This window comes from Pseudomonas sp. OG7 (assembly GCF_014192825.1).
Lineage (GTDB): Bacteria > Pseudomonadota > Gammaproteobacteria > Pseudomonadales > Pseudomonadaceae > Aquipseudomonas > Aquipseudomonas monteilii.
In genome coordinates, this window is sequence record NZ_JACHYK010000011.1 from 16,055 (window position 1) to 40,773 (window position 24,719).

The 24,719-nt window shown below is 62.8% G+C and carries 20 protein-coding genes; 10 read left to right on the forward strand and 10 right to left on the reverse strand.

What is annotated here, in order from left to right:
• Positions 1 to 20: 20 nt before the first annotated feature.
• The 7 genes from FHW75_RS23980 (at position 21) to FHW75_RS24010 (ending at position 5,698) form a co-directional block, all read left to right on the forward strand.
• A complete protein-coding gene (locus tag FHW75_RS23980; protein WP_026020288.1) occupies positions 21 to 1,013 on the forward strand; it encodes an alpha/beta fold hydrolase in 993 nt (330 codons plus the stop codon).
• 157 nt (positions 1,014 to 1,170) lie between these two features.
• Positions 1,171 to 1,662: a ribonuclease E activity regulator RraA gene (gene rraA / locus FHW75_RS23985; RefSeq protein WP_016714847.1), complete on the forward strand. Its 492-nt coding sequence runs from the start codon at positions 1,171 to 1,173 to the stop codon at positions 1,660 to 1,662.
• A 27-nt stretch (positions 1,663 to 1,689) separates the two neighbouring features.
• Positions 1,690 to 2,685 carry a zinc transporter ZntB gene (locus tag FHW75_RS23990; protein ID WP_016714848.1) on the forward strand — a complete coding sequence of 332 codons (996 nt, stop codon included), beginning with the start codon at positions 1,690 to 1,692 and terminating at the stop codon, positions 2,683 to 2,685.
• An 87-nt stretch (positions 2,686 to 2,772) separates the two neighbouring features.
• Positions 2,773 to 3,045, forward strand: a complete 273-nt coding sequence (locus FHW75_RS23995) for a hypothetical protein (RefSeq protein WP_014591816.1) — start codon at positions 2,773 to 2,775, stop codon at positions 3,043 to 3,045.
• 2 nt (positions 3,046 to 3,047) lie between these two features.
• Positions 3,048 to 3,872 (forward strand): mechanosensitive ion channel family protein, encoded by an 825-nt coding sequence (locus FHW75_RS24000; protein WP_019096168.1) that lies wholly within the window; start codon positions 3,048 to 3,050, stop codon positions 3,870 to 3,872.
• A 113-nt stretch (positions 3,873 to 3,985) separates the two neighbouring features.
• The gene (gene sigX, locus FHW75_RS24005; protein ID WP_003248665.1) at positions 3,986 to 4,552 is read left to right on the forward strand and encodes an RNA polymerase sigma factor SigX; all 567 of its coding nucleotides are present in this window, start codon (positions 3,986 to 3,988) and stop codon (positions 4,550 to 4,552) included.
• A gap of 111 nt (positions 4,553 to 4,663) precedes the next feature.
• On the forward strand, positions 4,664 to 5,698 hold the full coding sequence (locus FHW75_RS24010; RefSeq protein WP_016714850.1) for an OmpA family protein: 1,035 nt from the start codon (positions 4,664 to 4,666) through the stop codon (positions 5,696 to 5,698).
• A gap of 57 nt (positions 5,699 to 5,755) precedes the next feature.
• Here FHW75_RS24010 and cobA read toward each other — a convergent pair whose 3' ends face one another.
• The 5 genes from cobA to FHW75_RS24035 all read right to left on the reverse strand — a co-directional run bounded on the left by cobA (position 5,756) and on the right by FHW75_RS24035 (position 11,403).
• Positions 5,756 to 6,496, reverse strand: a complete 741-nt coding sequence (gene cobA / locus FHW75_RS24015) for a uroporphyrinogen-III C-methyltransferase (RefSeq protein WP_027615643.1) — start codon at positions 6,494 to 6,496, stop codon at positions 5,756 to 5,758.
• A 27-nt stretch (positions 6,497 to 6,523) separates the two neighbouring features.
• Positions 6,524 to 8,194, reverse strand: a complete 1,671-nt coding sequence (locus FHW75_RS24020; protein WP_183674804.1) for a bifunctional protein-serine/threonine kinase/phosphatase — start codon at positions 8,192 to 8,194, stop codon at positions 6,524 to 6,526.
• A gap of 9 nt (positions 8,195 to 8,203) precedes the next feature.
• A complete protein-coding gene (locus FHW75_RS24025) occupies positions 8,204 to 9,415 on the reverse strand; it encodes a NarK/NasA family nitrate transporter (protein ID WP_025754477.1) in 1,212 nt (403 codons plus the stop codon).
• Between the two features lie 186 nt (positions 9,416 to 9,601).
• Positions 9,602 to 10,177: an ANTAR domain-containing response regulator gene (locus FHW75_RS24030; protein ID WP_019096172.1), complete on the reverse strand. Its 576-nt coding sequence runs from the start codon at positions 10,175 to 10,177 to the stop codon at positions 9,602 to 9,604.
• An 11-nt stretch (positions 10,178 to 10,188) separates the two neighbouring features.
• Positions 10,189 to 11,403, reverse strand: a complete 1,215-nt coding sequence (locus FHW75_RS24035; protein ID WP_026020289.1) for a CmpA/NrtA family ABC transporter substrate-binding protein — start codon at positions 11,401 to 11,403, stop codon at positions 10,189 to 10,191.
• Positions 11,404 to 11,559: 156 nt separating this feature from the next.
• Between FHW75_RS24035 and FHW75_RS24040 the strand changes: the two genes are divergently transcribed.
• On the forward strand, positions 11,560 to 12,585 hold the full coding sequence (locus tag FHW75_RS24040; protein WP_025754475.1) for a quinone-dependent dihydroorotate dehydrogenase: 1,026 nt from the start codon (positions 11,560 to 11,562) through the stop codon (positions 12,583 to 12,585).
• A 97-nt stretch (positions 12,586 to 12,682) separates the two neighbouring features.
• Here the strand turns inward: FHW75_RS24040 and rmf are convergent, their stop codons facing one another.
• Positions 12,683 to 12,898: a ribosome modulation factor gene (rmf, locus tag FHW75_RS24045; RefSeq protein WP_003248687.1), complete on the reverse strand. Its 216-nt coding sequence runs from the start codon at positions 12,896 to 12,898 to the stop codon at positions 12,683 to 12,685.
• A 560-nt stretch (positions 12,899 to 13,458) separates the two neighbouring features.
• Between rmf and rlmKL the strand changes: the two genes are divergently transcribed.
• Both rlmKL and FHW75_RS24055 read left to right on the forward strand, forming a co-directional pair.
• Positions 13,459 to 15,651 (forward strand): bifunctional 23S rRNA (guanine(2069)-N(7))-methyltransferase RlmK/23S rRNA (guanine(2445)-N(2))-methyltransferase RlmL, encoded by a 2,193-nt coding sequence (gene rlmKL, locus FHW75_RS24050; protein WP_183674807.1) that lies wholly within the window; start codon positions 13,459 to 13,461, stop codon positions 15,649 to 15,651.
• Positions 15,652 to 15,745: 94 nt separating this feature from the next.
• Positions 15,746 to 18,136, forward strand: coding sequence for a diguanylate cyclase (locus FHW75_RS24055; RefSeq protein ID WP_183674810.1), 2,391 nt, complete (start codon positions 15,746 to 15,748; stop codon positions 18,134 to 18,136).
• A gap of 69 nt (positions 18,137 to 18,205) precedes the next feature.
• On the opposite strand, the gene dacB is transcribed toward FHW75_RS24055, so the two are convergent.
• From dacB to FHW75_RS24075, 4 genes are all read right to left on the reverse strand, one after another.
• On the reverse strand, positions 18,206 to 19,663 hold the full coding sequence (gene dacB, locus FHW75_RS24060) for a D-alanyl-D-alanine carboxypeptidase/D-alanyl-D-alanine-endopeptidase (RefSeq protein WP_016714859.1): 1,458 nt from the start codon (positions 19,661 to 19,663) through the stop codon (positions 18,206 to 18,208).
• Positions 19,664 to 19,864: 201 nt separating this feature from the next.
• A complete protein-coding gene (locus FHW75_RS24065; protein ID WP_003248695.1) occupies positions 19,865 to 20,209 on the reverse strand; it encodes a YggL family protein in 345 nt (114 codons plus the stop codon).
• Positions 20,210 to 20,243: 34 nt separating this feature from the next.
• Positions 20,244 to 23,879, reverse strand: coding sequence for an ATP-binding protein (locus tag FHW75_RS24070; protein WP_183674813.1), 3,636 nt, complete (start codon positions 23,877 to 23,879; stop codon positions 20,244 to 20,246).
• An 8-nt stretch (positions 23,880 to 23,887) separates the two neighbouring features.
• Positions 23,888 to 24,505 (reverse strand): response regulator transcription factor, encoded by a 618-nt coding sequence (locus FHW75_RS24075; RefSeq protein WP_060498848.1) that lies wholly within the window; start codon positions 24,503 to 24,505, stop codon positions 23,888 to 23,890.
• Between the last annotated feature and the right edge of the window lie 214 nt (positions 24,506 to 24,719).

Sequence of the window (24,719 nt, forward strand, 5' to 3'; positions counted from 1 at the left end):
TTTGTGCACCAAGCAACCTTATGCAAAGCAGCAGCACTCTATTCCCCGTGGCCCTGCTCAGTGCCGAGCGCCGCGGCGACCTCAGCGAAGACGTGTACCGGATCAAGGCTGGCAACGGCCCGGACCCTAGCGTCGAGCTGGCCATCACCCGCCTGGGGTTGGCCGACCATGGCCGTGCCCAGGGCGTGCCGGTCATTCTTCTGCACGGCAGTTTTTCCAACCGGCGTTTCTGGTATTCGCCCAAAGGTATTGGCTTGGGCGCCTACCTCGCCCGTGCCGGTTTTGATGTGTGGATCCCGGAAATGCGCGGTCACGGCCTGTCACCACGCAACCGTGCCTGGCGGCACAACAGCGTTGCGGCCTATGCCCGTGATGACCTGCCACTGATTGCCGCGTTCGTGCGCGAGCAGTCGGGCCAGGCGCCGCACTGGGTTGGCCATTCCTTGGGCGGCACCACCCTGGTGGCGGCGCTTGGGGGTGGTTTCCTGGGTGCCGAACAGGTGGCCAGCGTGGCGCTGTTCGGCACCCAGATCAGCCGTGTCTACTGGCCGTTGAAGGTGCCACCGCTGGTGTGGGGGGCGAAGCTGGTGCTCAAGCGCTGGGGGCAGATATCCGGGCCTCGCTTCAAACGTGGGCCGGAAGACGAGCCGATTGGCCTGGCGCTGGAAAGCATGCGCTGGCATGGCCTGTTCGGACGCTTTGGCGACAAGCAGAACGACTGGTGGGCGGGGCTGGCAGAGGTGGATGTGCCGCTGCTGGCAGTGGCCGGCGCGGGGGACTTCCAGGACCCGGTGTGGGCCTGCCGCAAGCTGTTCGAGCAGTTGGGGGGCGAGCGCAAGCAGTTCCTGCGACTGGGGCGTGAGGAAGGTTTTGAGGCCTTTGGGCATGTCGACATGCTGGTGAGCAAGGCTGCGCAGGCGCAGGTATGGCCGTTGGTGGAGCGCTGGTTGCGTGATCCATTGCTGCCGGTGCATGCCTCCACCGTGGCTCAGGAACCTTTGCCAGTCAGTTGATCTTGCATCGACTGGGTCGGCCTCTTCGTGGGCGTGCCCGCGAAAGGGCCGGTACAGGATGAATACAAATGACTGCCCGGTCCCGGATGACTGCAACGGCCTCCAAGGTGTAGCCTTGGCCGATACCCGCTTTCGTTGTGACTGACAGGAGCTTCCCATGCAGCATTACGTAACGCCCGACCTGTGTGACGCCTACCCCGACCTGGTACACGTGCTGGAACCCATGTTCAGCAATTTTGGCGGCCGCGATTCGTTCGGTGGCCAGATCGTCACCATCAAGTGCTTCGAGGACAACTCGTTGGTCAAGGAGCAGGTCGAACTCGACGGCAAGGGCAAGGTCCTGGTGGTCGATGGTGGTGGTTCGCTGCGCCGTGCGCTGCTGGGCGACATGCTTGCGGAAAAAGCCGCCAAAAACGGTTGGGAAGGCCTGGTGATCTATGGCTGCGTGCGTGACGTCGATGTGCTGATCCAGACCGACGTCGGCGTGCAGGCCCTGGCCAGCCACCCGATGAAAACCGACAAGCGTGGTATCGGTGACCTCAATGTGGTGGTGACCTTCGCCGGCGTTACCTTCCGCCCGGGCGAGTACGTGTATGCCGACAACAATGGCGTACTGGTTTCGCCAAGCCCGCTGAAAATGCCGGAGTGATGCGCCCCACGCGCTGATGGAGCTTTGATGTTCGAGGAAGACAACGCGCAGTGGGGGCTGGTGCATGCCCTGGTGCTCGATGGTAAAGGCGGCGCGCGCTCGATTGCCCGTACCGAACTGGACAGCTTGCAACTGCAACCAGAGCAGAGCCTGTGGCTGCACTGGGACCGCAGCCATCCGCAAACCCGTACCTGGCTGCTGCATGACAGTGGCCTGAGCGAGTTCGCCTGCGAGCTGCTGCTGGAAGAAAATACCCGGCCGCGCCTGCTGCCCATGGCGGACGAACAGCTGCTGCTGTTCCTGCGCGGGGTCAACCTCAACCCGGGTGCCGAGCCTGAAGACATGGTTTCGGTACGTATTTTCGCCGAGGCACAGCGGGTTATCTCGTTGCGCCTCAGGCCGTTGCGTGCCAGTGACGAAATTCTCCAGCAACTGGAACAGGGCAGGGGGCCGAAATCGGCCTCCGAACTGTTGCTGTTGATGGGCGAACTGCTCACTGAAAAGGTTCAGGGCCTGGTGAGTGATCTGGCCGAACTGGTCGACCTGGAAGAAGAAAAGGTCGAAACCGACGAGCGGTACACCCCTGAGCATGGCAGCCTGCAGCAGATCCGCCGTCGTGCCGCCGGCCTGCGCCGTTTCCTTGCTCCGCAACGGGAAATCTACGCCCAGTTGTCGCGCAGTAAATGGAGCTGGTTCGCCAATGCCGACGCCGATTACTGGAACGAGCTCAATAACAGCCTGATCCGCTACCTCGAAGAACTGGAGCTGACCCGCGAGCGCGCTGCGCTGGTGCTGGAAAGCGAAGATCGGCGGCGCAGCGAGCGGATGAACCGCACCATGTACCGTTTTGGCATCATCACCTGCATCTTTTTGCCCATGAGCTTCATCACCGGGCTGCTGGGCATTAATGTCGGCGGTATTCCGGGGGCGGATAATCCGTTGGGCTTTCTGTTCGCCTGCATCGTCGTGCTGGGGCTGGCGGTGGGGCAGTGGTGGCTGTTCCGGCGGTTGCGATGGGTTTAGGTGTGCATTTTGAAACATTCGTACCAATGGGATGTGTGACCCATTGCCCGGCCATCTCGTCTCTTGCTGACACTGCGCGAGGTGCCCATGCACGATCCGTTTGAAGAATCCCTGCGCGACCTGCTCAAGGCGTCACCCTCCGGCAATGACCGGGACGACCGGGACGACGCCGCTTGCCTGGGTCGCGTACTGAAAACCGCCAACCGCCAGGTTGGCGCGGGTGATCTGTTCAGCCTGCTTGGCCGCTGGAGCCAGGCGCTGCTCATCGCCGTCAATAATGGCTCGGCGCATGTCGCGCCGGTGCGTCGACACTCTTCCCGCAACGCTGCCACCGGCAGCAAAGCAGATAAGGCCGATTGAATATGGAACTCGATCTCTGGACCCAGAGCCTGGTCACCGCAATGACTGCCCTTTGGACCAAGGTAGCGAACTTCATCCCCAACCTGTTCGGCGCGCTGGTCGTGGTGCTGCTCGGTTTCGTGGTGGCCAAGCTGCTCGACACACTGCTGTCCAAGCTGCTGGCCAAGTTTGGCCTGGACCGCCTGATGGCCGGCACCGGCCTCACCAAGATGCTTGGCCGGGTCGGCATTCAGGTGCCGATCTCGACCCTGATCGGCAAGATCGTCTACTGGTTCGTGCTGCTCATCTTCCTGGTCTCGGCCGCCGAGTCGCTGGGCCTGGAGCGGGTGTCGGCCACCCTCGACATGCTTGCCCTGTACCTGCCGAAGGTGTTCGGCGCGGCCTTGGTGCTGCTGGCCGGCGTGCTGCTGGCACAAATTGCCAATGGCCTGGTGCGCGGCGCTGCCGAAGGCATCGGCCTGGAATACTCGGCAGGGCTTGGGCGCATTACCCAGGGCCTGGTGATCATCATCAGCATCTCGGTGGCCATCAGCCAGCTGGAGGTGAAAACCGACCTGCTGAACCACGTTATCGTCATCGGGCTGATTACCGTTGGTCTGGCCGTTGCCTTGGCCATGGGCCTTGGCAGTCGCGAGATCGCCGGGCAGATCCTGGCCGGCATTTACGTGCGCGAGCTGTATCAGGTCGGCCAGCAGGTGCGGATTGGAGAGGTTGAAGGGCACATCGAGGAAATCGGCACGGTCAAGACAACGCTGCTGACCGATGATGGCGAACTGGTGTCGCTGTCCAACCGCGAGTTGCTCGAGCAGCGTGTCAATAGCCGCTAACCGCACAAAAGCTGTTAATGTATGCCGCCGCGAAATTCGACCCACGGGGTCGCGCGGCGACATTGACCTGACTGTCGGCCAGATCCGTTTTGAATAAAGTTCATTCGCCGCCCATGCGTTATGACCCCCGCGAGCTCACGGACGAAGAGTTGGTGGCGCGTTCGCATGAGGAGCTGTACCACGTTACCCGCGCCTATGAAGAGCTCATGCGGCGCTACCAACGGACCCTGTTCAACGTCTGTGCGCGTTATCTGGGGAACGACCGGGACGCGGACGATGTCTGTCAGGAAGTGATGCTGAAAGTGCTGTACGGCCTGAAGAACTTCGAAGGTAAATCCAAGTTCAAGACCTGGCTCTACAGCATCACCTACAACGAGTGCATTACCCAGTACCGCAAGGAGCGCCGTAAACGCCGGTTGATGGATGCCTTGAGTCTGGACCCTGTCGAAGAGGCGTCCGAGGACAAGGCCCCGAAGCCGGAAGAAAAAGGCGGGCTGGACAAATGGCTGGTGCATGTGAACCCGATTGACCGGGAGATTCTGGTGCTTCGTTTTGTCGCAGAACTGGAATTTCAGGAAATTGCCGACATCATGCACATGGGCCTGAGCGCGACAAAAATGCGCTACAAACGCGCGCTAGACAAGCTTCGGGAGAAATTTGCCGGCCTCGATGAAACTTAGTGGCGTGCAAATATCTCTAACGAATCGGCGAGTTCTGCTAGACTTGCCGTCGAGTTGTCCCCCGTGTTCGTGGTGGGACGGCTTAACTATCACCAGATGGGGATTTAACGGATGAAATTGAAAAACACCTTGGGCTTGGCCATTGGTTCGCTCGTAGCCGCCACTTCGATTGGCGCTATGGCACAAGGTCAAGGCGCCGTCGAGACCGAAGTTTTCTACAAGAAAGAATTCTTCGACAGCCAGCGCGACTTCAAGAACGACGGCAACCTGTTCGGCGGCTCGATCGGTTACTTCCTGACCGACGACGTTGAACTGCGTCTGGGCTACGACGAAGTACACAACGCTCGTGGCGAAGACGGCAAGAACATCAAGGGCTCGAACACCGCCCTGGACGCCGTTTACCACTTCAACAACCCGTACGACGCTATCCGTCCGTACGTTTCCGCTGGTTTCTCGCACCAGTCGCTGGGCCAGACCGGCCGTGGCGGTCGTGACCACTCCACCTTCGCCAACGTTGGCGCTGGCGCCAAGTGGTACATCACCGACATGTTCTACGCCCGTGCCGGCGTTGAAGCTCAGTACAACATCGACCAGGGCGACACCGAGTGGGCTCCAAGCGTTGGTGTTGGCCTGAACTTCGGCGGTAGCCCGAAGCAAGCCGCAGCCGCTCCGGCTCCAGTTGCTGAAGTCTGCTCCGACTCCGACAACGACGGCGTTTGCGACAACGTCGACAAGTGCCCAGACACCCCGGCCAACGTTACCGTTGACGCCGACGGCTGCCCGGCTGTTGCCGAAGTCGTTCGTGTTGAGCTGGACGTGAAGTTCGACTTCGACAAGTCGGTCGTCAAGCCAAACAGCTACGGCGACATCAAAAACCTGGCTGACTTCATGAAGCAGTACCCACAAACCACCACCGTGGTTGAAGGTCACACTGACTCCGTGGGTCCAGACGCTTACAACCAGAAGCTGTCCGAGCGTCGTGCCAACGCTGTCAAGCAAGTGCTGACCCAGCAGTACGGCGTAGAATCCAGCCGTGTTGACTCGGTAGGCTACGGCGAAACCCGTCCGGTTGCTGACAACGCCACCGAAGAAGGCCGTGCTATCAACCGTCGCGTTGAAGCTCAGGTAGAAGCTCAGTCCAAGTAATTGGCCTGATGTTTCATGAAAAACCCGGCCTCGGCCGGGTTTTTCTTTGCTCGGATTTTACCCGGCGACTGCCAACAGTCTCTGAACCTGTCGTTCGTCAACCACCTCGCCAATCACCAGAATCGCCGGGCTACGCAAACCAAATCCCTGTGCATCTTCGACCATCCCCCGCACATCGCTCCTGCACTCTCGCTGCTGCGGCAATGAGGCATTCTCGATCATCGCCACTGGCATTCCGGGTGCCATGCCACCCTCCAGCAACCCCTGGCGAATCTGCTCCAGTCGCGCGACCCCCATGTACACCACCAACGTTGTCCCGCCCTGGGCCAAGGCTGCCCAGTTCAGCTCGCTGTCGTCCTGCGTATGCGCCGTTACCAGCGTCACCCCTCGGCTCACCCCGCGTGAGGTCAGCGAAATCCCGCATTGCGTGGCGCCTGCCAGACCGGCCGTGATGCCGTTGACCAACTCCACCTCAATACCATGCCCCTGTAGCCACAGTGCCTCTTCGCCGCCACGGCCAAAAATGCACGGATCTCCACCCTTGAGCCGTACCACGCAACGTCCTTGCCGAGCATGGCGCAGCATCAGGCGCTGGATGAACGCTTGTGGCGTGGAGCGGCAGCCGCCACGCTTGCCCACGGCAATCACCCGGGCCTGCGGGCAATGCTCCAGCACCGCCGGGTTGACCAGGTCGTCGATCATTACCACTGCCGCTTGCTGCAAGGCACGCACGGCCTTGAGGGTGAGCAGTTCAGGGTCGCCAGGGCCGGCGCCTACCAGCCAGACTTTTGCATTCATCGGGTATTCCTCGTTGGCAGGGTGTGCTCAGCCTTTGAGCAGGCCAAGCAGCAGGATCAGGTTGAGTAGCAACGACAGCAGGGCCAGGGTGCGCCATACCTTCAACGGCTCGCGTTCCAGCAAGGGGCGTGGCCTGTCAGGCAGCTCTTGGCGGTCGCCACGCTCAAGCAGCAACAACCAGTGTTCGGCCGTTTCGAAGCGCTGCGCCGGATCGGCCGCCACCGCCTGCTGCAGGTTGTGCTGCAGCCATTCCGGCAAGTCGGGGCGGTAGCGTGCAGCGTTGACCGGCTGACCGAAGCGCGGGCGCTGAAAGGCTTCCACCTCGCCATACGGGTAGTGCCCGGTCAGCAGGTGATACAGCGTCACGCCCACGGCATACAGGTCCTGTCGCGGGCTGGGTGGTTGGCCGTCGAACGCTTCCGGGGCGATGTACGAGGGCGTGCCGGGCACGTCGTGCAACGGGTCTTCGGAAAGGCCGGGGCAATAGGCCAGACCGAAATCCAGCAGGCGCAGTTGGCCATCGCTGCCCAGGTGCAGGTTGTCTGGCTTGATGTCGCGGTGCAGCAGGTTGCGCCGGTGCAACACGCCAACCGCCTGCAGCAGTTGCCGGGCCGTTTCGAGCCACTGCGGCAGGGGCAGCGGACCATGCTCGGCCAGCAGGGTGGCAAGGCTTTGGCCGGGGTACTCGCGCATCACGTAGTACAGGTGTTGCCGCTGGCTGGCCGCATGCAACTCGGGGAAGTGGCGGCCTGCAACCCGGCGCAGGAACCACTCCTCGAGCAACAGCGCTTGCGCAGCACCGGGCTCTTGTTCGCGTTCGGCAGGCAGGGTCTTGAGAAGCCAAGGTTGGCCTTGGCTGTCGCGCACCCGGTATAGCAGCGACTGGCGGCTTTGTGAAAGCAGGCAGTCGGCCCGCCAGTCATCGATCACTTGGCCTGTTCGCAGCGCGCCGGGCACCGGCCACTGCTGCAATTGCGCCAGGGTATCGCCCAGGTTGGCGGTGCCCAGCTGTTCGACGTACACCAGCAAGGCACTGGCATTGTCCTGGCTGCCATTGAGGTGCGCGCTGGCAACCAGTGTGTCGACGGCCAGTTGCAAGTCGGTCTGATCGCGCAGCACGGCCTGGATGTGTTGGTCGCCCAGGCTGGCCCAGACCCCGTCGCTGACCAGCAGGAAGCACTCGCCTGGCTGCAGCTCGCCCTCCAGGTAATCCACCAGCAGGTGCTGGTCCAGGCCCAGTGCGCGTTTTAGTACATGCTGCATGCCCGGCTGGTCCCACACATGGTCTTCGCTCAGGCACTGCAGGCGCCCGGCGTACCAGCGGTAAACCCGGCAATCACCCACATGGGCCAAGGTGAAGCGCCGGCCACGTAACACCAGTGCGCTGAGTGTGGTCAGCAAAGGCTGGCCGCTGCCCTGGGCGCGCAACCAGCGGTTCTGAGCCAGCAGCAGGCGGTCCAGCGCCTGGGCCACGCTCCAGGTGGCGGGGGTGGCGTAGTAGTCCAGCGCCAGTGCCTGCAAACTGGCGCGTGCTGCCAGGCCGCCATCGGCGCATTGGCTGACGCCGTCGGCGAGGGCGAACAGGTAGCCCTTGCTGGCGGCCAGCTCCGGCGCCGGGGTGACCAGGCGCAGGGCATCCTGGTTTTCCTCGCGTGGCCCGGTAGCGCTGGCTTGGGCGAACTTCAGTTGCAGGCTCATGGATGTCACTCAGACCCGTGCAGCGGTCACGGCTGCCGAGCCCCAGGTGGTGCGCCAGCGTTGTTTCACGCCATGCAGGCCGAACCAGGCCAGCAGGCCCAGGCTGGCGAACAGCCACAACCCCAACTGGTATTCACCGGTGTGCTGCTTGATGGTGCCAAGCCCGGCTGCCAGCAGGAAACCACCGATACCGCCGGCCATGCCGATCAGCCCGGTCATCACGCCGATCTCCTGGCGGAAGCGCTGTGGTACCAACTGGAATACCGCACCATTACCGGCGCCCAGGCCAAGCATGGCGCTTACGAACAGCGCCAGAGCGGCGGCTGCGGACGGCAGGTTGAAACCGACTGCCGCGATGCAGATGGCTGCCACGCTGTACATGCCCAACAGGGTGCGGATACCGCCGAAGCGGTCGGCCAGGGCGCCGCCGAGCGGGCGCATCAGGCTGCCGGCGAAGACGCAGGCGGCGGTGTAGTAGCCGGCGGTGACCGGGCTCAGGCCGTACTGGTCGCTGAAGTAGCCGGGCAGGGCGCTGGCCAGGCCGATGAAACCGCCAAAGGTGACGCTGTAGAAGAACATGAACCACCAGCTGTCACGGTCGCCGAGGGCCTTGAGGTAGTCGGCCATCGCTTTTGGCTTGGGGCGTTGTGGCGCATTGCGCGCGAGCAGGGCGAACACCACCAGCGCCAGCGACAACGGAATCAGCGCGAAGCCGAACACATTGTTCCAGCCAAAGCCGGCAGCCAGCGCGGGGGCCAGCAGGGCGGCGAACACGGTGCCGGAGTTGCCGGCACCGGCGATGCCCATGGCCTTGCCCTGATGCTGCGGCGGGTACCACTGTGAAGCCAGCGGCAACGACACGGCAAACGACGCACCGGCAAAGCCGAGGAACACGCCCAGCAGCAGGGCCTGTTCGTAGCTGTGCACCCCCAGGTGCCAGGCGCCCGCCAAGGCGACGATGACGACCACCTGGCCGATCAGCCCGGCTGTTTTGGGTGACAGGCGGTCAACCAGCACGCCCATGGCGAAGCGCAGGATCGCCCCGGCCAGGATCGGCGTGGCCACCATCAGGCCCCGTTGTTGTGCACTCAGTTGCAGGTCGGCGGCAATCTGCACCGCCAGCGGGCCCAGCAGGTACCAGACCATGAAGCTGAGGTCGAAGTACAGGAACGCGGCGAACAGCGTGGGCACATGCCCGGATTTCCAGAAGCTGGTACTCATCGAACACCTCACTCGGCAATGCAACGGAACGAAAAAGACGCCGCCACCCGCTCCACGGTCGTGGAGGGGAGAGCGACGTCTTTGTCGGGATTTAAGTGGGGCAACCGCCGTTGGCTACCGGTGCAATAACCTCAGCAAGAGCCGGGCCAACTGTTGTTTCCTGTGATGGCCCTATCGCCGGCTGCATCAGCCCAGCATTTCGTGCATGGCAATGATCTGCTCGGCCACCTGGATCAGCTTCTGCTGCCGGCTCATGGCCTGGCGGCGCATCAGGGTGTAGGCCTGTTCTTCGTTGCAATCCTTCATTTTCATCAGCAAACCCTTGGCCTGCTCGATACGCTTGCGCTCGGCCAGCTGCTGGTCGCGCGCCAGCAGCTGCGCCCTAAGCGCCTGGTCACTTTCAAAGCGGGCCATGGCCACATCCAGAATCGGCTGCAGCCGGGCAGCATGGATGCCTTCGACGATGTAGGCACTGACGCCTGCCTGGATCGCCTGGCGCATCACGCCAGGGTCGTGCTCGTCGGTGAACAGCACGATGGGGCGCGGCTGGTCGCGGCTGACCAGCACCACCTGTTCCATCACGTCGCGGTCCGGTGAGTCGGTATCGATCAGTACTACATCCGGGCGCACCGTTTCGACGCAGGCGGGCAGGTCGATGGTCAGGCCTGGGGCTTCGGTAACCTCGAAGCCGGCCTCGATCAACGCCGCCTTGAGGCGGCCGAGTTTGTTCTGGGTGTCGTCGATCAGCAGAATGCGCAACATGTTGGTCCCCCTCACGCGCCGACGCGGGCATCGGGCAGGTCGCCCAGGGCATGCAGGCTGAAGCTGCGGGCATAGCCATAAGGATCGCTGCCGTCCCAGCGGATGCCATCGATCAGCAGGCTGTTGCGCATCGGCTGTTCGGGGCACGCGACGCCCAGGCTTTGCGCCGCCTCGCTGTACAGCGCCAACTGCTGAACCTGCCGAGCCACACCGAGGTAGTCGGGGTCTTCGCGCAACAGGCCCCAGCGGCGGAACTGGGTCATGAACCACATGCCGTCGGACAGGTACGGCAGGTTGGCTCGGCCCTGGTCGAACAGGCGCAGGGCGTGCGGGTCTTGCCACTGGTTGCCCAGGCCATCCTGATAGTGGCCGAGCAGGCGGGGCTCGATGCTGTCCAGCGGGGTGTCCAGGTAGGCGTTGCCGCTAAGCAGTTGCGCAGTGCTGCGGCGGTTTTCGGGGCTTTGCTCGATGAACCGGCTGGCGGCGAGGATCGCCTTGATGAGCGCGCGGGCGCTGTTGGGGTAGTGTTCGGCGAAGGCGCGAGCACACGCCAGCACCTTTTCCGGATGGTCTGGCCATATCGACTGGCTGGTGGCCAGGGTAAAGCCCTGGCCCTTGGCCACAGCATCGGCGGCCCAAGGCTCACCCACGCAGAAGCCGTCGATGCGCCCCGCCTGGATATGCGCGGCCATCTGGGCCGGCGGCACCACGACGCTGTCCACGTCGCGCAGCGGGTGGATGCCTTGGCTGGCCAGCCAGTAATACAGCCACATGGCGTGGGTGCCAGTGGGGAAGGTCTGGGCGAAGGTCAGGCGTGCGCCATGCTGGTGCACCAGGCGCGCCAATGCTTCAGGGTTGGTCACGCCTTTGCGCTGCAAGGCAGGGGAGAGGTTGATGGCCTGGGCGTTCTGGTTCAGGCCCATGAGCACCGCCATGTCACTGGCCGGTACGCCACCGATGCCCAGGTGCACGGCATAGACCAGGCCATACAGGCAGTGCGCGGCATCCAGCTCGCCGCTGACCAGCTTGTCGCGCAGCCCGGCCCAGGAGCCTTGGCGCTTGAGGTTGAGGGTAAGGCCGTATTGCTGGGCGAAGCCCTGGGTGGCGGCGACCACCACCGAGGCGCAGTCGGTCAGTGCCATATAGCCGATGTTCAGGCTGGGCTTTTCCGGCGCGTCACTGCCATTGACCCAGGCCAGGGGCGTTGCTCGGGGTACGGTGTTCACAAGGTTCCTCGCCTGTACGGATAAGGCTGTGGGCCAAACCGGTGCAACCGATGTGCCAAGGGTAGCCGGGGTGCTTGGCGGCCCCACGATTTGCTGTCCTGTCAGCCCCAGGCTGGCTATAATCGCCCCCTCACTCACCCCGAGCCTTGCCCGCCCATGTATACCCTGGCCCGCCAGCTGCTGTTCAAGCTTTCCCCGGAAACTTCCCACGACCTGTCCCTGGACCTGATCGGTGCCGGTGGCCGTCTTGGCCTCAATGGCATGCTGTGCAAGCAGCCGGCGGCATTGCCGGTTTCGGTCATGGGCTTGAACTTCGCCAACCCGGTGGGCCTGGCCGCAGGCCTGGACAAGAATGGCGCGGCCATCGACGGCTTTGCCCAGCTGGGCTTCGGCTTCGTCGAAATCGGTACCGTCACTCCGCGCCCGCAACCGGGCAATCCCAAGCCGCGGTTGTTCCGCCTGCCGGAAGCGACGGCCATCATCAACCGCATGGGCTTCAACAACCTGGGCGTCGATCACTTGCTCGGCCGCGTGCGTGCCTCGCGCTACAACGGCGTGCTGGGCATCAACATCGGCAAGAACTTCGACACCCCGGTCGAGCGCGCCGTGGATGACTACCTGATCTGCCTGGACAAGGTGTACACCGCCGCCAGCTACATCACCGTCAACGTCAGCTCGCCGAATACCCCGGGCCTGCGCAGCCTGCAGTTCGGCGATTCGCTCAAGCAGTTGCTCGACGCCCTGGCCGAACGCCGCGAGCAACTGGCGGCTACCCATGGCAAGCGTGTACCGCTGGCCATCAAGATCGCCCCGGACATGAGTGACGAAGAAACTACGCTGGTGGCTGCCGCGCTGATGGCGTCGGGCATGGATGCGGTGATCGCCACCAACACCACGCTGGGCCGTGAAGGTGTCGAGGGGCTGCCGTATGGTGGCGAGGCGGGTGGCCTGTCGGGCGCGCCGGTGCTGGAAAAGAGCACCCACATTGTCAAGGTGCTGGCAGGCGAGCTGGGCGGCAAGTTGCCGATCATTGCCGCGGGTGGCATTACCGAAGGCCGTCACGCTGCCGAGAAGATCGCTGCCGGTGCGAGCCTGGTACAGATCTACTCGGGCTTCATCTACAAGGGGCCAGCGTTGATCCGTGAAGCGGTCGATGCCATTGCGGCATTACCGCGCGGTTAAACGGCAGGCATAAAAAAGGGCCCCGTCAAGGGGCCCCTGGGCCGCAGCCCGCCGCCCGGATAGGGCGCGCATGGTGACTCGAATTCAGTGTCCTCGTTCAGCCAACGGCGTGATTTTCGTTGAGTCTATGGATGCCAGCGGTGCCAGTCATTCCGTCCCAGTTATCACCGCGACCTTCGCGCCAGCCGTTGATCCAGGCTTGGCGAACAGAAGGAAGATTGAAGGGGCAAAGTTCGCGGGATTTGCCGGTGACCCCGTATTGGTAGCCACGTGAATATGCTCTTTCCAACGGATCACGCTTAAGTCTTCTCATAGGGTGTTGCCCTCACTTGTTGACTGTAATGTCCCGTCGGCCTCTCCGAGGCCGGGCAGAGTCTTTCTGCCGGTTTGCGCCCGCTGCCGGCGTGGCGGGCTGAAGGTGCCGCCTCGTTGCGAAGCGGCCTGAGACCAGTTCTATCGAATGCGAGTCACGGTGTGAATGATCGATTTGTCATAAGCACGTAACCTTTCCTAGGGTGAGGGGATAAGTAAATAAATGCGACTCAACCTTGTTTGGCGTTGAGCCCGCTGTGATCGGGGTTTGCTGAACATTGACGTCATTTCGCCAGCGTTGCTTGCGGATGACAGAAATAATTTGAAATGCGACGAAGGGTCACATCGCCCCGGTTATCGCCAGAATTTTTCATACTGCCTGATGATCTAAGCTGTCTTGGCCACCGGGCCGAGTGCAGATCGGTCAGGTGGCCTGGCCTTTCGCGGCACGTTCATGTGCAGGGAAGGGCCACCCGCACGCCTGCTGGAAAGGCCTGCGGGCAAACATCGCGGGGTGATGCGTTGCCTCGTCAGTCAATAGCCCAAGGCTCTGGAATACTCATGTCGGACCGTTTCGAACTTTACCTCACCTGCCCCAAAGGCCTTGAAGGCCTGCTTGCCGAAGAGGCCAAAGGCCTTGGCCTGGACGAAGTGCGTGAGCACACCTCGGCCATTCGCGGCGTCGCCGACATGGAAACCGCCTACCGCCTGTGTGTCTGGTCACGCCTGGCCAACCGGGTGTTGTTGGTGCTCAAGCGCTTCTCCATGAAGAACGCCGACGACCTTTACGATGGCGTGCACGCGGTCGACTGGGCCGACCACCTGGCAGCCGATGGCACCCTGGCGGTGGAGTTCAGTGGCCATGGTTCGGGCATCGACAACACTCACTTTGGTGCGCTGAAGGTCAAGGACGCGATTGTCGACAAGTTGCGCAACCGCGAAGGCCTGCGCCCGTCGGTGGAAAAGATCGACCCCGACGTGCGCGTGCACCTGCGCCTGGACCGTGGCGAGGCCATTCTCTCCCTCGACCTGTCCGGCCACAGCCTGCACCAGCGTGGCTATCGCCTGCAGCAAGGTGCTGCGCCGCTGAAGGAAAACCTGGCGGCTGCGGTGTTGATCCGTTCTGGCTGGCCGCGCATTGCCGCTGAAGGGGGCGCGTTGGCCGACCCGATGTGCGGTGTGGGTACCTTCCTGGTCGAGGCCGCGATGATCGCCGCCGACATCGCGCCCAACCTCAAGCGTGAGCGCTGGGGCTTCAGTGCCTGGCTCGGCCATGTGCCAGCGCTGTGGCGCAAGGTGCATGACGAAGCGCAGGCGCGTGCACAGGCTGGCCTGGCCAAGCCTCCGCTGTGGATCCGTGGCTACGAGGCCGACCCGCGGCTGATCCAGCCGGGCCGCAACAACGTCGAGCGTGCCGGCCTTGGCGACTGGGTGAAAATCTACCAGGGCGAAGTCAGCACCTTCGAGCCGCGCCCGGACCAGAACCAGAAAGGCCTGGTCATCAGCAACCCGCCATACGGCGAGCGTCTGGGTGATGAAGCCAGCCTGCTGTACCTCTACCAGAACCTCGGCGAGCGCCTGCGCCAGGCCTGCATGGGCTGGGAGGCAGCGGTGTTCACCGGCGCGCCGCAGCTGGGCAAGCGCATGGGCATTCGCAGCCACAAGCAGTACGCGTTCTGGAACGGCGCCTTGCCGTGCAAGCTGCTGCTGTTCAAGGTGCAGCCTGACCAGTTCGTCACCGGCGAGCGTCGCGAAGCACAACCTGAGGGCGCGCAAACCCGCCAGCAACCCGCCGTTGCCAGCGAACCGGCACGCCTTTCGGAAGGTGCGCAGATGTTTGCCAACCGTTTGCAGAAAAACCTCAAACAACTGGGCAAGTGGGCCCGTCGCGAACAGGTCGACTGCTACCGCCTGTACGATGCCGACATGCCCGAGTACGCGTTGGCTGTTGACCTGTACCAGGACTGGGTACACGTGCAGGAGTATGCCGCGCCACGCTCGATCGACCCGGAAAAGGCCCAGGCGCGCCTGCTCGATGCGTTGGCAGCCATCCCGCAGGCGCTGGGCATTTCGCCGCAGCGCGTAGTGCTCAAGCGCCGCGAGCGCCAGAGCGGCACCCGCCAGTACGAACGCCAGGCGACCGAGGGCCGTTTCCAGGAGGTGAACGAAGGGGGCGTCAAGCTGCTGGTCAACCTCACCGACTACCTCGACACCGGGCTGTTCCTCGACCATCGCCCGATGCGCATGCGCATCCAGCGCGAGGCTGCCGACAAGCGCTTCCTCAACCTGTTCTGCTACACCGCTACCGCCACCGTGCATGCGGCCAAGGGCGGTGCGCGCAGCACCACCAGCGTCGACCTGTCGAAAACCTACCTGGACTGGGCGCGGCGCAACCTGGCGCTTAATGGCTTCTCTGAGCGCAACCGCCTGGAGCAGGGGGATGTGATGGCCTGGCTGGAGGGTAACCGCGACAGCTACGACCTGATTTTCATCGACCCGCCCACCTTCTCCAACTCCAAGCGCATGGAAGGCGTGTTCGACGTGCAGCGTGACCACGTTCAACTGCTGGACCTGGCCATGGCCCGCCTGGCGCCGGGCGGCGTGTTGTATTTCTCCAACAACTTCCGCAAGTTCCAGCTGGACGAGCACCTGATGGCGCGTTATGCGGTGGAGGAAATCACTGCCCAGACCCTGGACCCGGACTTCGCCCGTAACAACCGGATTCACCGGGCCTGGCGTCTGCAGCTGCGCTGAGCCGACGAGGTACATTGCGTGGCTAATGGCCAATGGCTATAAATGTGGGCAGGGCAAGATAATCCGCAGGACGCTGACGTGACGAGATGGGTGTATGTCAAAGTGTGGCGTGCGTGCGCGGTTATCTGGCCTGTGCACAGAGACGGTGTCCGCGTGGGCGGTGGCGCTGGTGGCCTTGGTGGCGGGCGGTCTGTTGACGGCCGCCTTGGCGCTGGCCGCACAGGGGTTTTACAAGCAGCAGCTGCGCCAGCGCTTTGAGTTGCTGGCCAGCGAACGCTACAGCCGTATTGCCGAGCGTTTTGATGAACAACAGCAGCGCCTGGATGGCCTGCGGCGGTTCTTCAGCTTTTCCAACGAAGTGACACCACGCGAATTTGACGGTTACGCCCGGCCGTTGCTGCAGCGTACCTTGGCCTACGCCTGGGCGCCGCGTGTCGAAGCCGCGCAGCGCGCCGAGTTCGAGCAGCATGCCCGCGAGCATTCCGGCCCGGGCTATGTGATCCGTGACCAGGATGCGCAAGGCCAGTGGCACCCCGCGCCGCTGCGCGACCATTACTTTCCTGTGTTGTATACCCAATCCGGTGAAATGCCCGGGCTGCCCTATGGACTCGATCTTGCCGGCCAGGGTGAGCTCCAGGCTGCCCTGGTGCGGGCGCTCGGATCTGGCAGCATGGCGGTGTCCGAGCCCTTGGCCATGTACGATTTTCCTTCGTACGCGCGCGGCTTGGTGCTGGTAGCCCCCGTATTTTTCGATGCCAACCCGCATGGCGCTGCAGTGGGCTATGTGGTGGCTTTGTTGAGCATGCGCGAGATGGTCAGCGATGGGCGCCCTGTGGCAGCGGATGACAACCTGGTGGTGCGTATCGTCGACCCGTCCGGGTTGCAAGGGCCGCAAGTGCTGTACGACTCGCAGAACCAGGTTGCCCCCTTGTCGCTGAGCAGCAACCCGCTGCTGCACCTGGCAGACCACCACTTCCAGCTGAGCATCCTGCCGAGCCAGGCCTTCGTGCGGGCCAATCGCACATCGGCGGTACTGGCGGTCGGCCTGCTGGGCGGGTTGTTGAGCCTGCTGCTCAGTGCCTTGCTCTACAGCCTGTTCAGCCAGCGCCAGCGTGCCCTGGCCCTGGTCGAGCAGCGTACCGCCGAGTTGCGGGTCAGCGAACAGTCCTTGCGAGGTACCCATAATCAGTTGCGCAGTGTATTGGAGGCCGCGACCCAGGTGGCCATTATTGCCACCAACCTCAAGGGCGAAGTCAGCACGTTCAACACGGGGGCCGAGCGTATGTTTGGTTACTCGGCCAATCAGGCCATCGGCCAGTTGCGCCTGGAGGACCTGGTGCTGCCGGACGAATTGAGCCTGCGTGCGCATGCGCTCAGCCAGCGTTTTGGCCGGCACATCGCCGGTGGCCAGGCGCTGTTTGCAGAAACCGTTTACGAGCGAGGCGCCGAGCCGGGTGAGTGGACCTTGCTACGCGCCGATGGCAGCCAGTTGGTGGCCAACATGCTGGTCACGGCCATGCTTGACGAACAGGGCCTGTGGGTTGGCTACCTGGCCATTTGCATCGATGTCACCGAGCGGCGTCGGGTACACGAGGCACTGGCGGCGCGCGATCGGCTGCTGGAAAAGCTCAGTGCCGAGGTGCCGGGCGGTATTTATCAGTATCGCCTGGATGCCGATGGGCATTCGTGTTTTCCCTACGCCAGCAAAGGCCTTTACGACATCTACGAAGTGGACCTGCAGCAGTTGCGCGAAGATGCCTCGGGGGTGTTCGAGCGTATCCACCCCGATGACCTGGAGCGCGTGCGCCGTTCGGTACGTTACTCGGCCGAGCACCAGGCACCCTGGCGCGAGGAATACCGGGTGTGCCTGCCACGTGCCGGCCTGCGCTGGGTGCGTGGCGAAGCGACGCCGGAGGTGGGAGAACAGGGCTGTACCTTGTGGCATGGCTACCTGACGGACATCTCGGACCTCAAGGGTGTGGAGGAAGAGTTGCGGGCGCTGTCGGTGACCGATTCACTGACCGGCATTCATAACCGCCGCTACTTCCAGGAACGGCTCAAGGTCGAACTGGAGCGGGCTCAGCGTGATGGCTTGACGCTGGCCGTGATCATGCTCGATATCGATCACTTCAAGCACATCAACGACCGCTTCGGCCATGCCGTCGGCGACCGGGTGCTGCGCAGCCTGTGCCAGCGTATCAGCCAGCGCTTGCGGCGTACCGATGTATTCTGCCGGTTGGGTGGAGAGGAATTCATGGTGCTGTGCCCGGGCAGTGATGCCGAACAGGCGCGGCTGCTGGCACTGGAGTTGTGGCATGGGCTGCGCAATGTGCCGGTGGACGGCGTGGGCAAGGTGACGGCCAGTTTTGGTGTGGCGGGATGGCGGCCGGGGGAGGGAGCCGATGCCCTGTTGTTGCGGGCGGATGCGGGGGTGTATGCAGCCAAGCAGGCGGGGCGGGACAGGGTGGAAGGCGAGTCAGCCTGAACGTTTTTGGCTGCCCGTACCGGCCTCTTCGCAGCTATAGCCGCGAAAGGGCCGGTACGGGCTAACCAATCAGTTGGCTGCAGTGCTGCCCGCCAGCTTCGGCTGGCGATACAGGTCCAGCAGCACCTGGTCGAGCACCTGCGAAGCCCCCCATGGTTTCGGGTCGTTGAGGATTGCCGCCACTGCCCAGGTGTGGCCGTTGCTGTCACGGCTGAAACCGGCAATCGCCCGCACGGTATTCAGCGTGCCGGTCTTGATGTGCCCTTCACCGGTCATGGCTGTGCGCTTGAGGCGCTTGCGCATGGTGCCGTCCATGCCTACCAGCGGCATCGAGCTCATGAACTCGGCGGCGTAGGGGCTCTTCCAGGCGGCCTGCAGCATCTCGGCCATTTCCCGGGTGCTGACCCGTTCGGCACGCGACAGCCCTGAGCCGTTTTCCATCACCAGGTGCGGCGCGGTAATGCCTTTCTTCGCCAGCCACTGGCGGACCACGCGTTGCGCGGCACGGGCGTCGTCGCCGTCGGCATCGGTGCGGAACTGCGCGCCAAGGCTCAGGAACAGCTGCTGGGCCATGGTGTTGTTGCTGTACTTGTTGATGTCGCGGATCACTTCCACCAGGTCTGGCGAGAAGGCGCGGGCCAGCAGGCGTGCACCTTTGGGCACGTTCTCGATGCGGTCACCGCCCTGGATGTTGCCACCCAGCTCGTTCCAGATCGCGCGCACGGCACCGGCGGCATAGGTCGGGTGGTCGAGCAGCGACAGGTAGGTCTGCGAGTTGCAGCCGTCACCCAGCTGGCCGCTGACGGTTACGCTGATGCCATCGGCTTGAGGTACCGGGTTGTAGCGCACATCACCCGTGCACTGCTTGGACGCCACGGCCTTGACCTGGTTGTCGATGCGAATGCTGGCAATAGGGGGTTCGACCGCGATGGTAACCTTGCCACCATCGTTGCGGGCCACGAAGCGCAGGGCCTTGAGGTTGACCAGCAGCGAGTCGGGTTTGACCAGGAACGGCTTGTTTTCATCGCCGCCGTCATCGTTGAACTGCGGCAGGTTGGGCTGCACGAAGTGGCTGCGGTCCAGCACCAGGTCACCGGTGATGGTGCGCACGCCATTGGCGCGCAGGTCACGCATCAGCAACCAGAGCTTTTCCATGTTCAGCTTCGGGTCGCCTCCACCTTTGAGGTACAGGTTGCCGTTGAGCACGCCATTGCTCAGGGTACCGTCGGTGTAGAACTCGGTTTTCCACTGGAAGGTGGGGCCAAGCAGCTCGAGGGCGGCATAGGTGGTAACCAGTTTCATGGTCGAGGCCGGGTTTACCGAAACATCGGCATTGAACACGGTCGGGGTACCGGGCCCGTCAAGCGGCAACATTACCAGCGACAGCGCTGTGTCCTGCAGCTTGTTGGCTTTGAGCGCCTGCTGCACTTTGGCGGGCAGGGTGGTGTTGACGGCGGCGGCGTGGCTGGGCAATGCGAGTGGCAACAGCAGGCCGGCAAGAACGAGGGGGCGAAGCGTTTTGATCATAATGAATAAATACCCTGCAGCGAGGGAAAAGGGCATAGGGGCTGTAAGAGATGATGGCCCCAGGACGAAAGAGTACGCATTATGCCCCAAGCGCAGCGACGATGCGCCACGTTCGACGGAAAAGCATGGCGGATAAAAAGCATCGACAATAAAAAAGGCCACCCATGTGGGTGGCCTTTTCAGCGATCAGACAGGCAAGTATCACTCAGCCTTGTTGATCGGCTTTTCCGGGTACCAGGCGTCCAGCAGTGGGCTGACTTCGATTTTGGTCAGTTCGCTGCGGCCCTTGAGCCAGGCTTCTACGGCGGCGCGTTGTTCTTCGCTGACCGAACCGCGCTTGACCGAGCACACCAGGCCGAAATCGTCACCGCCTACATAGTCCAGGCCGTTGGCGTCCATGGCTTCTTCCAGGAACGCATCGAGGAAAGCATCGATTGCCTGGTCATCCAGATCTTCCTTGAATTCCAGGTTCAGCTCGAAGCCCAATTCCTGAAACTCGTCGACACACAGCTTCTTGCGCAGACGACGGGAGCGGTTTGTGGCCATGAAACAATCCTCTTAGGTAATAACGCCGCGCAGTCTACCAGTTAACACGGCTGGCTGCCTGCGTATCGGTGCTTGGGGGTAATTCTTTGGCCAGGGCCAGCTCCACTCGCCGCATGTGCCGCGCCAGTGCCTGACGCCGCAGGCGCAACTGGGCAGTAGGCAAGCCACCAGACTCCAGTGCTTCGCAGGCGGCCATCAGGTCGGGCGCTTCGAGCATGCGCGCTGCGCTGAGCACTTTGTGGGCCTGTTCGGCAATCGCATCGGCGTCGTGCTCTGGGTGCAGCGCCATCAAGGTGGAAAGATCGGCCTGCAGGCTCTGCTGCAGAGTCTGCAGAAAACGCCGGCGGTCGGCGGGGTCATGCCCGACTACTGCAGCCAGGCCATCCAGGTGATACAGGGGGCGTCGGCGCTTGCGCTGCCGGCGCGGGTTGATGCCGGCCAGGCGCTGGCTGAGGGTGCTCAGGCTGATGGGCTTGAGCAAACAGTCGTCCATGCCGGCGCTCAGGCACTTGCGGCGTACTTCTGGCTGAGCGTTGGCGGTATAGCCAAGAATGGTGCAGCGTGGCCGGTTGCCATGGCGCTCTTCGGTGCGCACGGCTGTCGCCAGCTGGTAGCCGTTCATGTGCGGCATGTTGCAGTCAAGTACCAGCACATCGAAGTTGCCCGCCCGCCAGGTGGCCAGGCCTTCACGGCCATCGCGGGCGCTGGCGTGCTCCAGGCCCAGGTAGGCAAGCTGCTGCGCCATCAGTTGCAGGTTGGCCGGATGGTCGTCGATCACCAGCACGTTCAGCCGCGGGTCGGGCACATCGAGCTTTTCGATCAGGGGCGCCGGCTGCACTTGCGCATCAACCTGTTGCAGCGGCATTTTCAGGCAGACTTGGGTGCCGACCCCTTCGAGGCTTTTGAGGGTCAGGTCGCCACCCATCATTTCGCACAGGTTGCGGCAGATGGTCAGGCCCAACCCGGTACCTGCGCGCGCACCCTGGCTATGCGGGTTGGCCTGGACGAACGGGGTGAACAGGCGTTGCAGGTCGTCGGCGTGGATGCCGATGCCACTGTCACGCACTTCCAGTTGCAGTACGGCGGGCGTGCTGGTGCCGTTGTCCTGCAGGTCGGCGCTGATACGCACCTGGCCATGCTCGGTGAACTTGATGGCGTTGCTGACCAGGTTGGACAGCACCTGTTTGAAGCGCAGGGGGTCGAGCAAGGCATGGCAGCGCGCGGCCGGCGTGATCATCACCTCGAGTGCCAGGCCTTTCTGCCGCGCCTGGCCCTCGAAGATGCGCCCCACTGACTCCACCAATGCGGCCAGGTCTACGGCCTCCGGCGCCAGGGTCAGGTGCCCGGACTCGATGCGCACGATATCGAGGATATCGCCGATCAGGCCTAGCAGGTCTTTGGCCGAATGGTGGGCAAGCTCCAGTGCGCCACGGTCCAGGCGACCTTGGTCGGCGCGCTTCACCGCCAGTTCGAGCATGCCGATCACGGCATTCATCGGGGTGCGTATTTCGTGGCTGATGGTGGCCAGGAAGGTGCTTTTGGCGCGGTTGGCATCGTCGGCCTGTTGTTTGGCCTGGCGCAGCTCCAGCACCAGTTGGCGGCGATCGCTGATATCGATCCAGCCGCCGATGATGCCCTGGATTTCTCCCAGTGAGTCGCGGTACGGCAGAATCCAGTGATAAATGGTCAGCTCGCGTCCCTTGATCCGCAGGGGGCGGTCCATGATCAACGGCGAGCCGGCGGCCATGACTTTCAGGTAGTCGGCCTGGATTTGACGGGTTTGCTCGGGATTGGCGAAAAGGCTGTCTTCGAGTTGCTTGCCAATGACCTCATCGGACCGGGCCTGCACGGCTTCCAGGTAGCTGTAGTTGCAGCTTTTCAGGCAGCCCTCGCGGTCACGCACATACATGGGGTGGGGGGTGCCGTTGAGCAGTGCGCGCATGAATGCCAGTTGGTCGTTCAGGGCGCGTTCGGCGCGGTGGCGCTGACGAATCTGCAGACGCAGGCGAGCGTTCCAGAGCAAGGCCAGCAGCAGAAGCACGGCAGTGCCCAGCACGACCTGCAGTGCGAGACGGCTGTAACCCTTGGCGTTGCTGTCTTCGTGTCGGCTAAAGCCGCGCCAGCGGTTGTTGATAACCCCCAGCTCCTCCGGTGAGATGCTGAGCAGTGCCTTGTCGAGGATCGACAGCAGGGCCGGTGAAGGGGCCATGGTGGCCATGGCGAAGTTGGCGGGTTCGCTGCCCACCGACGAGCGGATCACCAGTTCCGGGTTGCTGGCCAAGGCGTGGTTGGCATCGATCAGGGTGGTAATCACTGCATCGACGGCACCACTGTTGAGCAACGCCATGGAGTAGAACGCGCTTTCGGTCTCGACCCAGCCGATCTGCGGATAGTACCGGGACAGCATGGCATCCATGGCGCTGTAGCGGGTAATGGCGATGCGATGCCCTTTCAGTTGTTCCAGCGAGCCCAGTGCCTTGTTGTCCTTGTGGCTGACCAGTACGTAGGCGCTTTCCAGGTAGGGGCGGCTGATTAGCAGGTCGTCCCCCGCCGCCCTGGCGCTGGCCAATGCGGCGATGACATCGGCCCGGCCATCCTTGAGGCGGGCAATCATGTCGGCAATGCCACTGGCACGTTGTACTTCGAAGCGTAAGCCTGTGCGCAGGCGGATGAGCTCCAGCAGGTCGGCAGTGATGCCGCGAAAATGCCCCGAATCATCGAAATAGGAGAGGGGTGCAGCCGTGTCATCAATCGCCACGCGCATCACCGGATGCTGCTGCAGCCACTGTTGCTCGGCCTCGCTCAATTGCAGCTGGCGGTCGCTCAGCAGTTGGTCGCTGCCAGCGCTCCAGCGCTTGAAAATGCTGGTGCGCATGGCCGGCGTCTGGCTGTCGAGGACAATGTTCACCAGCTCCAGCAGCAGTGTGTCTTGCTGGCGCAAGGCAAAACCGAAGCCGATGGCCTTGTGCTGGCCGAAGTTGGCCATGCGCAGGCGTGGCAGGTGGCCGCGATTGAGCTGGTAGTGCGTGGAGATGGTGTCGCCGATGAACACGTCGGCCTGGCCGAATGCCACGGCATTCAGTGCCTGGCTGGAAGAGCCGAAGGCCAGCAGCTCGGCCTTGGGGTAGGCGCTGTGTACTTCCTGTTTGGGCAGGTAGTGGTAGAGCATGCCCAGGCGCATGTCGGTCAGGTCCGTGTCCATCGCCCGGTTTTCATCTTCGCGCGTTACCAGTACCGGTTGGTCGATGGCATAGGGCTGTGACAGCACCAGGCCGTCGTTGGCCGCTTCGTAGCCATTGGCGCTGCCGAGTAAATCGATATCGCCCTGCCTGAGCGCCTCCACCGCCGCTTGCCGGCTGGGAAAACGCAGCACCCGCACGGGTAACTGCAGGGCCTTGCCGACCAGGCTTGCATACTCGGCGGTCAGGCCTTGGTAGGCGCGGCCGCCACTGGTGATGTCGAACGGTGGGTAGTCGGGCGCCGACGTTCCCAGTACCAGTTCCTGACGGCCTTCGAGCCATAACCGTTGTTCGGGCGTGAACAGGAGCTGGGCCGGACCGGCCGATGACCTTGCCAGCAACGTGTAGGACGACGCTTCGCGAGTGGTAGCCTGTGTCGCGCCGCTTGATAGCAGCAGGGCGAGCAGCAGGCGGGCGATAGTGCGGGCCATGACCACCTTCAGACAAGCGCGTTGCGCTTGGCCATCTCGATCAGATCCACCAGCGTGTTGACCTGAAGCTTGTGCATGAGGCGCTTTTTGTAGGTGCTGACGGTTTTGCTGCTGAGGAACATGCCTTTGGCAATTTCCTTGTTGCTGCGGCCTTGGGCGAAGAGTTGCAGTACCATCAGTTCGCGGTCATTCACCTGGCGGAAAAGTTGCAAGTCGGTGCCGGTAGTCGGGTTGTTATTGATTGCCTGGCTGGGGAAATAGTTATATCCAGCCAGGACCGCCTTGATCGCACTGAGCAGTTCACCCAGGTCTTCTTGCTTGCACACGTAACCCGCAGCACCTGAGTGCATGCAGCGCACGGCAAACAATGCCGGGGACTGTGCAGTCAATACCAGAACCTTCAAGGGCAGGGCCATCGACTGAAAACGGGCAAGTACCTCCAGGCCATCTAGCTTGGGGATGCTGATGTCGAGGATGACCAGGTCGGGGTTGCTCTCCCGGATCATCTGCATGGCATCCACGCCGTTGTCCGACTCGCCGGCAATCTTGTAGTTCTGGTTTTCCAGCAGCATACGGACGGCCAGGCGAATGACCGGATGGTCGTCAACAATAAATATGGAGTGCATGTTCAACTTCCCTGCGGTCGTTTAGGGTGACAGGTGGCACCTTATCGCAGTTGGAAGTCGCCGGGCATGCGAGGATGGGCTGTTAGCCTTATATGGGAAATGGCTTACAAGATAAAACAAAACCGGCTACGGAATGGGCATGTTCAACTCGATGTCAAAGCGCATTTGGTAACTTTTCATTGATTTTTATTCGTGTTGTTTAATTTGCCGTCAG

Bases quoted from the DNA above. Each gene is read 5' to 3' on its own strand.
- FHW75_RS24070 (WP_183674813.1), bottom strand. From the start codon at position 23,879: ATGGCCCGCACTATCGCCCGCCTGCTGCTCGCCCTGCTGCTATCAAGC.
- rmf (WP_003248687.1), bottom strand. From the start codon at position 12,898: ATGAGAAGACTTAAGCGTGATCCGTTGGAAAGAGCATATTCACGTGGC.
- FHW75_RS24020 (WP_183674804.1), bottom strand. From the start codon at position 8,194: ATGAGCCTGCAACTGAAGTTCGCCCAAGCCAGCGCTACCGGGCCACGC.
- FHW75_RS23980 (WP_026020288.1), top strand. From the start codon at position 21: ATGCAAAGCAGCAGCACTCTATTCCCCGTGGCCCTGCTCAGTGCCGAG.
- FHW75_RS24030 (WP_019096172.1), bottom strand. From the start codon at position 10,177: ATGTTGCGCATTCTGCTGATCGACGACACCCAGAACAAACTCGGCCGC.
- FHW75_RS24010 (WP_016714850.1), top strand. From the start codon at position 4,664: ATGAAATTGAAAAACACCTTGGGCTTGGCCATTGGTTCGCTCGTAGCC.
- FHW75_RS23995 (WP_014591816.1), top strand. From the start codon at position 2,773: ATGCACGATCCGTTTGAAGAATCCCTGCGCGACCTGCTCAAGGCGTCA.
- rlmKL (WP_183674807.1), top strand. From the start codon at position 13,459: ATGTCGGACCGTTTCGAACTTTACCTCACCTGCCCCAAAGGCCTTGAA.
- FHW75_RS24040 (WP_025754475.1), top strand. From the start codon at position 11,560: ATGTATACCCTGGCCCGCCAGCTGCTGTTCAAGCTTTCCCCGGAAACT.
- FHW75_RS23990 (WP_016714848.1), top strand. From the start codon at position 1,690: ATGTTCGAGGAAGACAACGCGCAGTGGGGGCTGGTGCATGCCCTGGTG.
- cobA (WP_027615643.1), bottom strand. From the start codon at position 6,496: ATGAATGCAAAAGTCTGGCTGGTAGGCGCCGGCCCTGGCGACCCTGAA.
- dacB (WP_016714859.1), bottom strand. From the start codon at position 19,663: ATGATCAAAACGCTTCGCCCCCTCGTTCTTGCCGGCCTGCTGTTGCCA.
- sigX (WP_003248665.1), top strand. From the start codon at position 3,986: ATGCGTTATGACCCCCGCGAGCTCACGGACGAAGAGTTGGTGGCGCGT.
- FHW75_RS24055 (WP_183674810.1), top strand. From the start codon at position 15,746: ATGTCAAAGTGTGGCGTGCGTGCGCGGTTATCTGGCCTGTGCACAGAG.
- FHW75_RS24065 (WP_003248695.1), bottom strand. From the start codon at position 20,209: ATGGCCACAAACCGCTCCCGTCGTCTGCGCAAGAAGCTGTGTGTCGAC.
- FHW75_RS24075 (WP_060498848.1), bottom strand. From the start codon at position 24,505: ATGCACTCCATATTTATTGTTGACGACCATCCGGTCATTCGCCTGGCC.
- rraA (WP_016714847.1), top strand. From the start codon at position 1,171: ATGCAGCATTACGTAACGCCCGACCTGTGTGACGCCTACCCCGACCTG.
- FHW75_RS24000 (WP_019096168.1), top strand. From the start codon at position 3,048: ATGGAACTCGATCTCTGGACCCAGAGCCTGGTCACCGCAATGACTGCC.
- FHW75_RS24025 (WP_025754477.1), bottom strand. From the start codon at position 9,415: ATGAGTACCAGCTTCTGGAAATCCGGGCATGTGCCCACGCTGTTCGCC.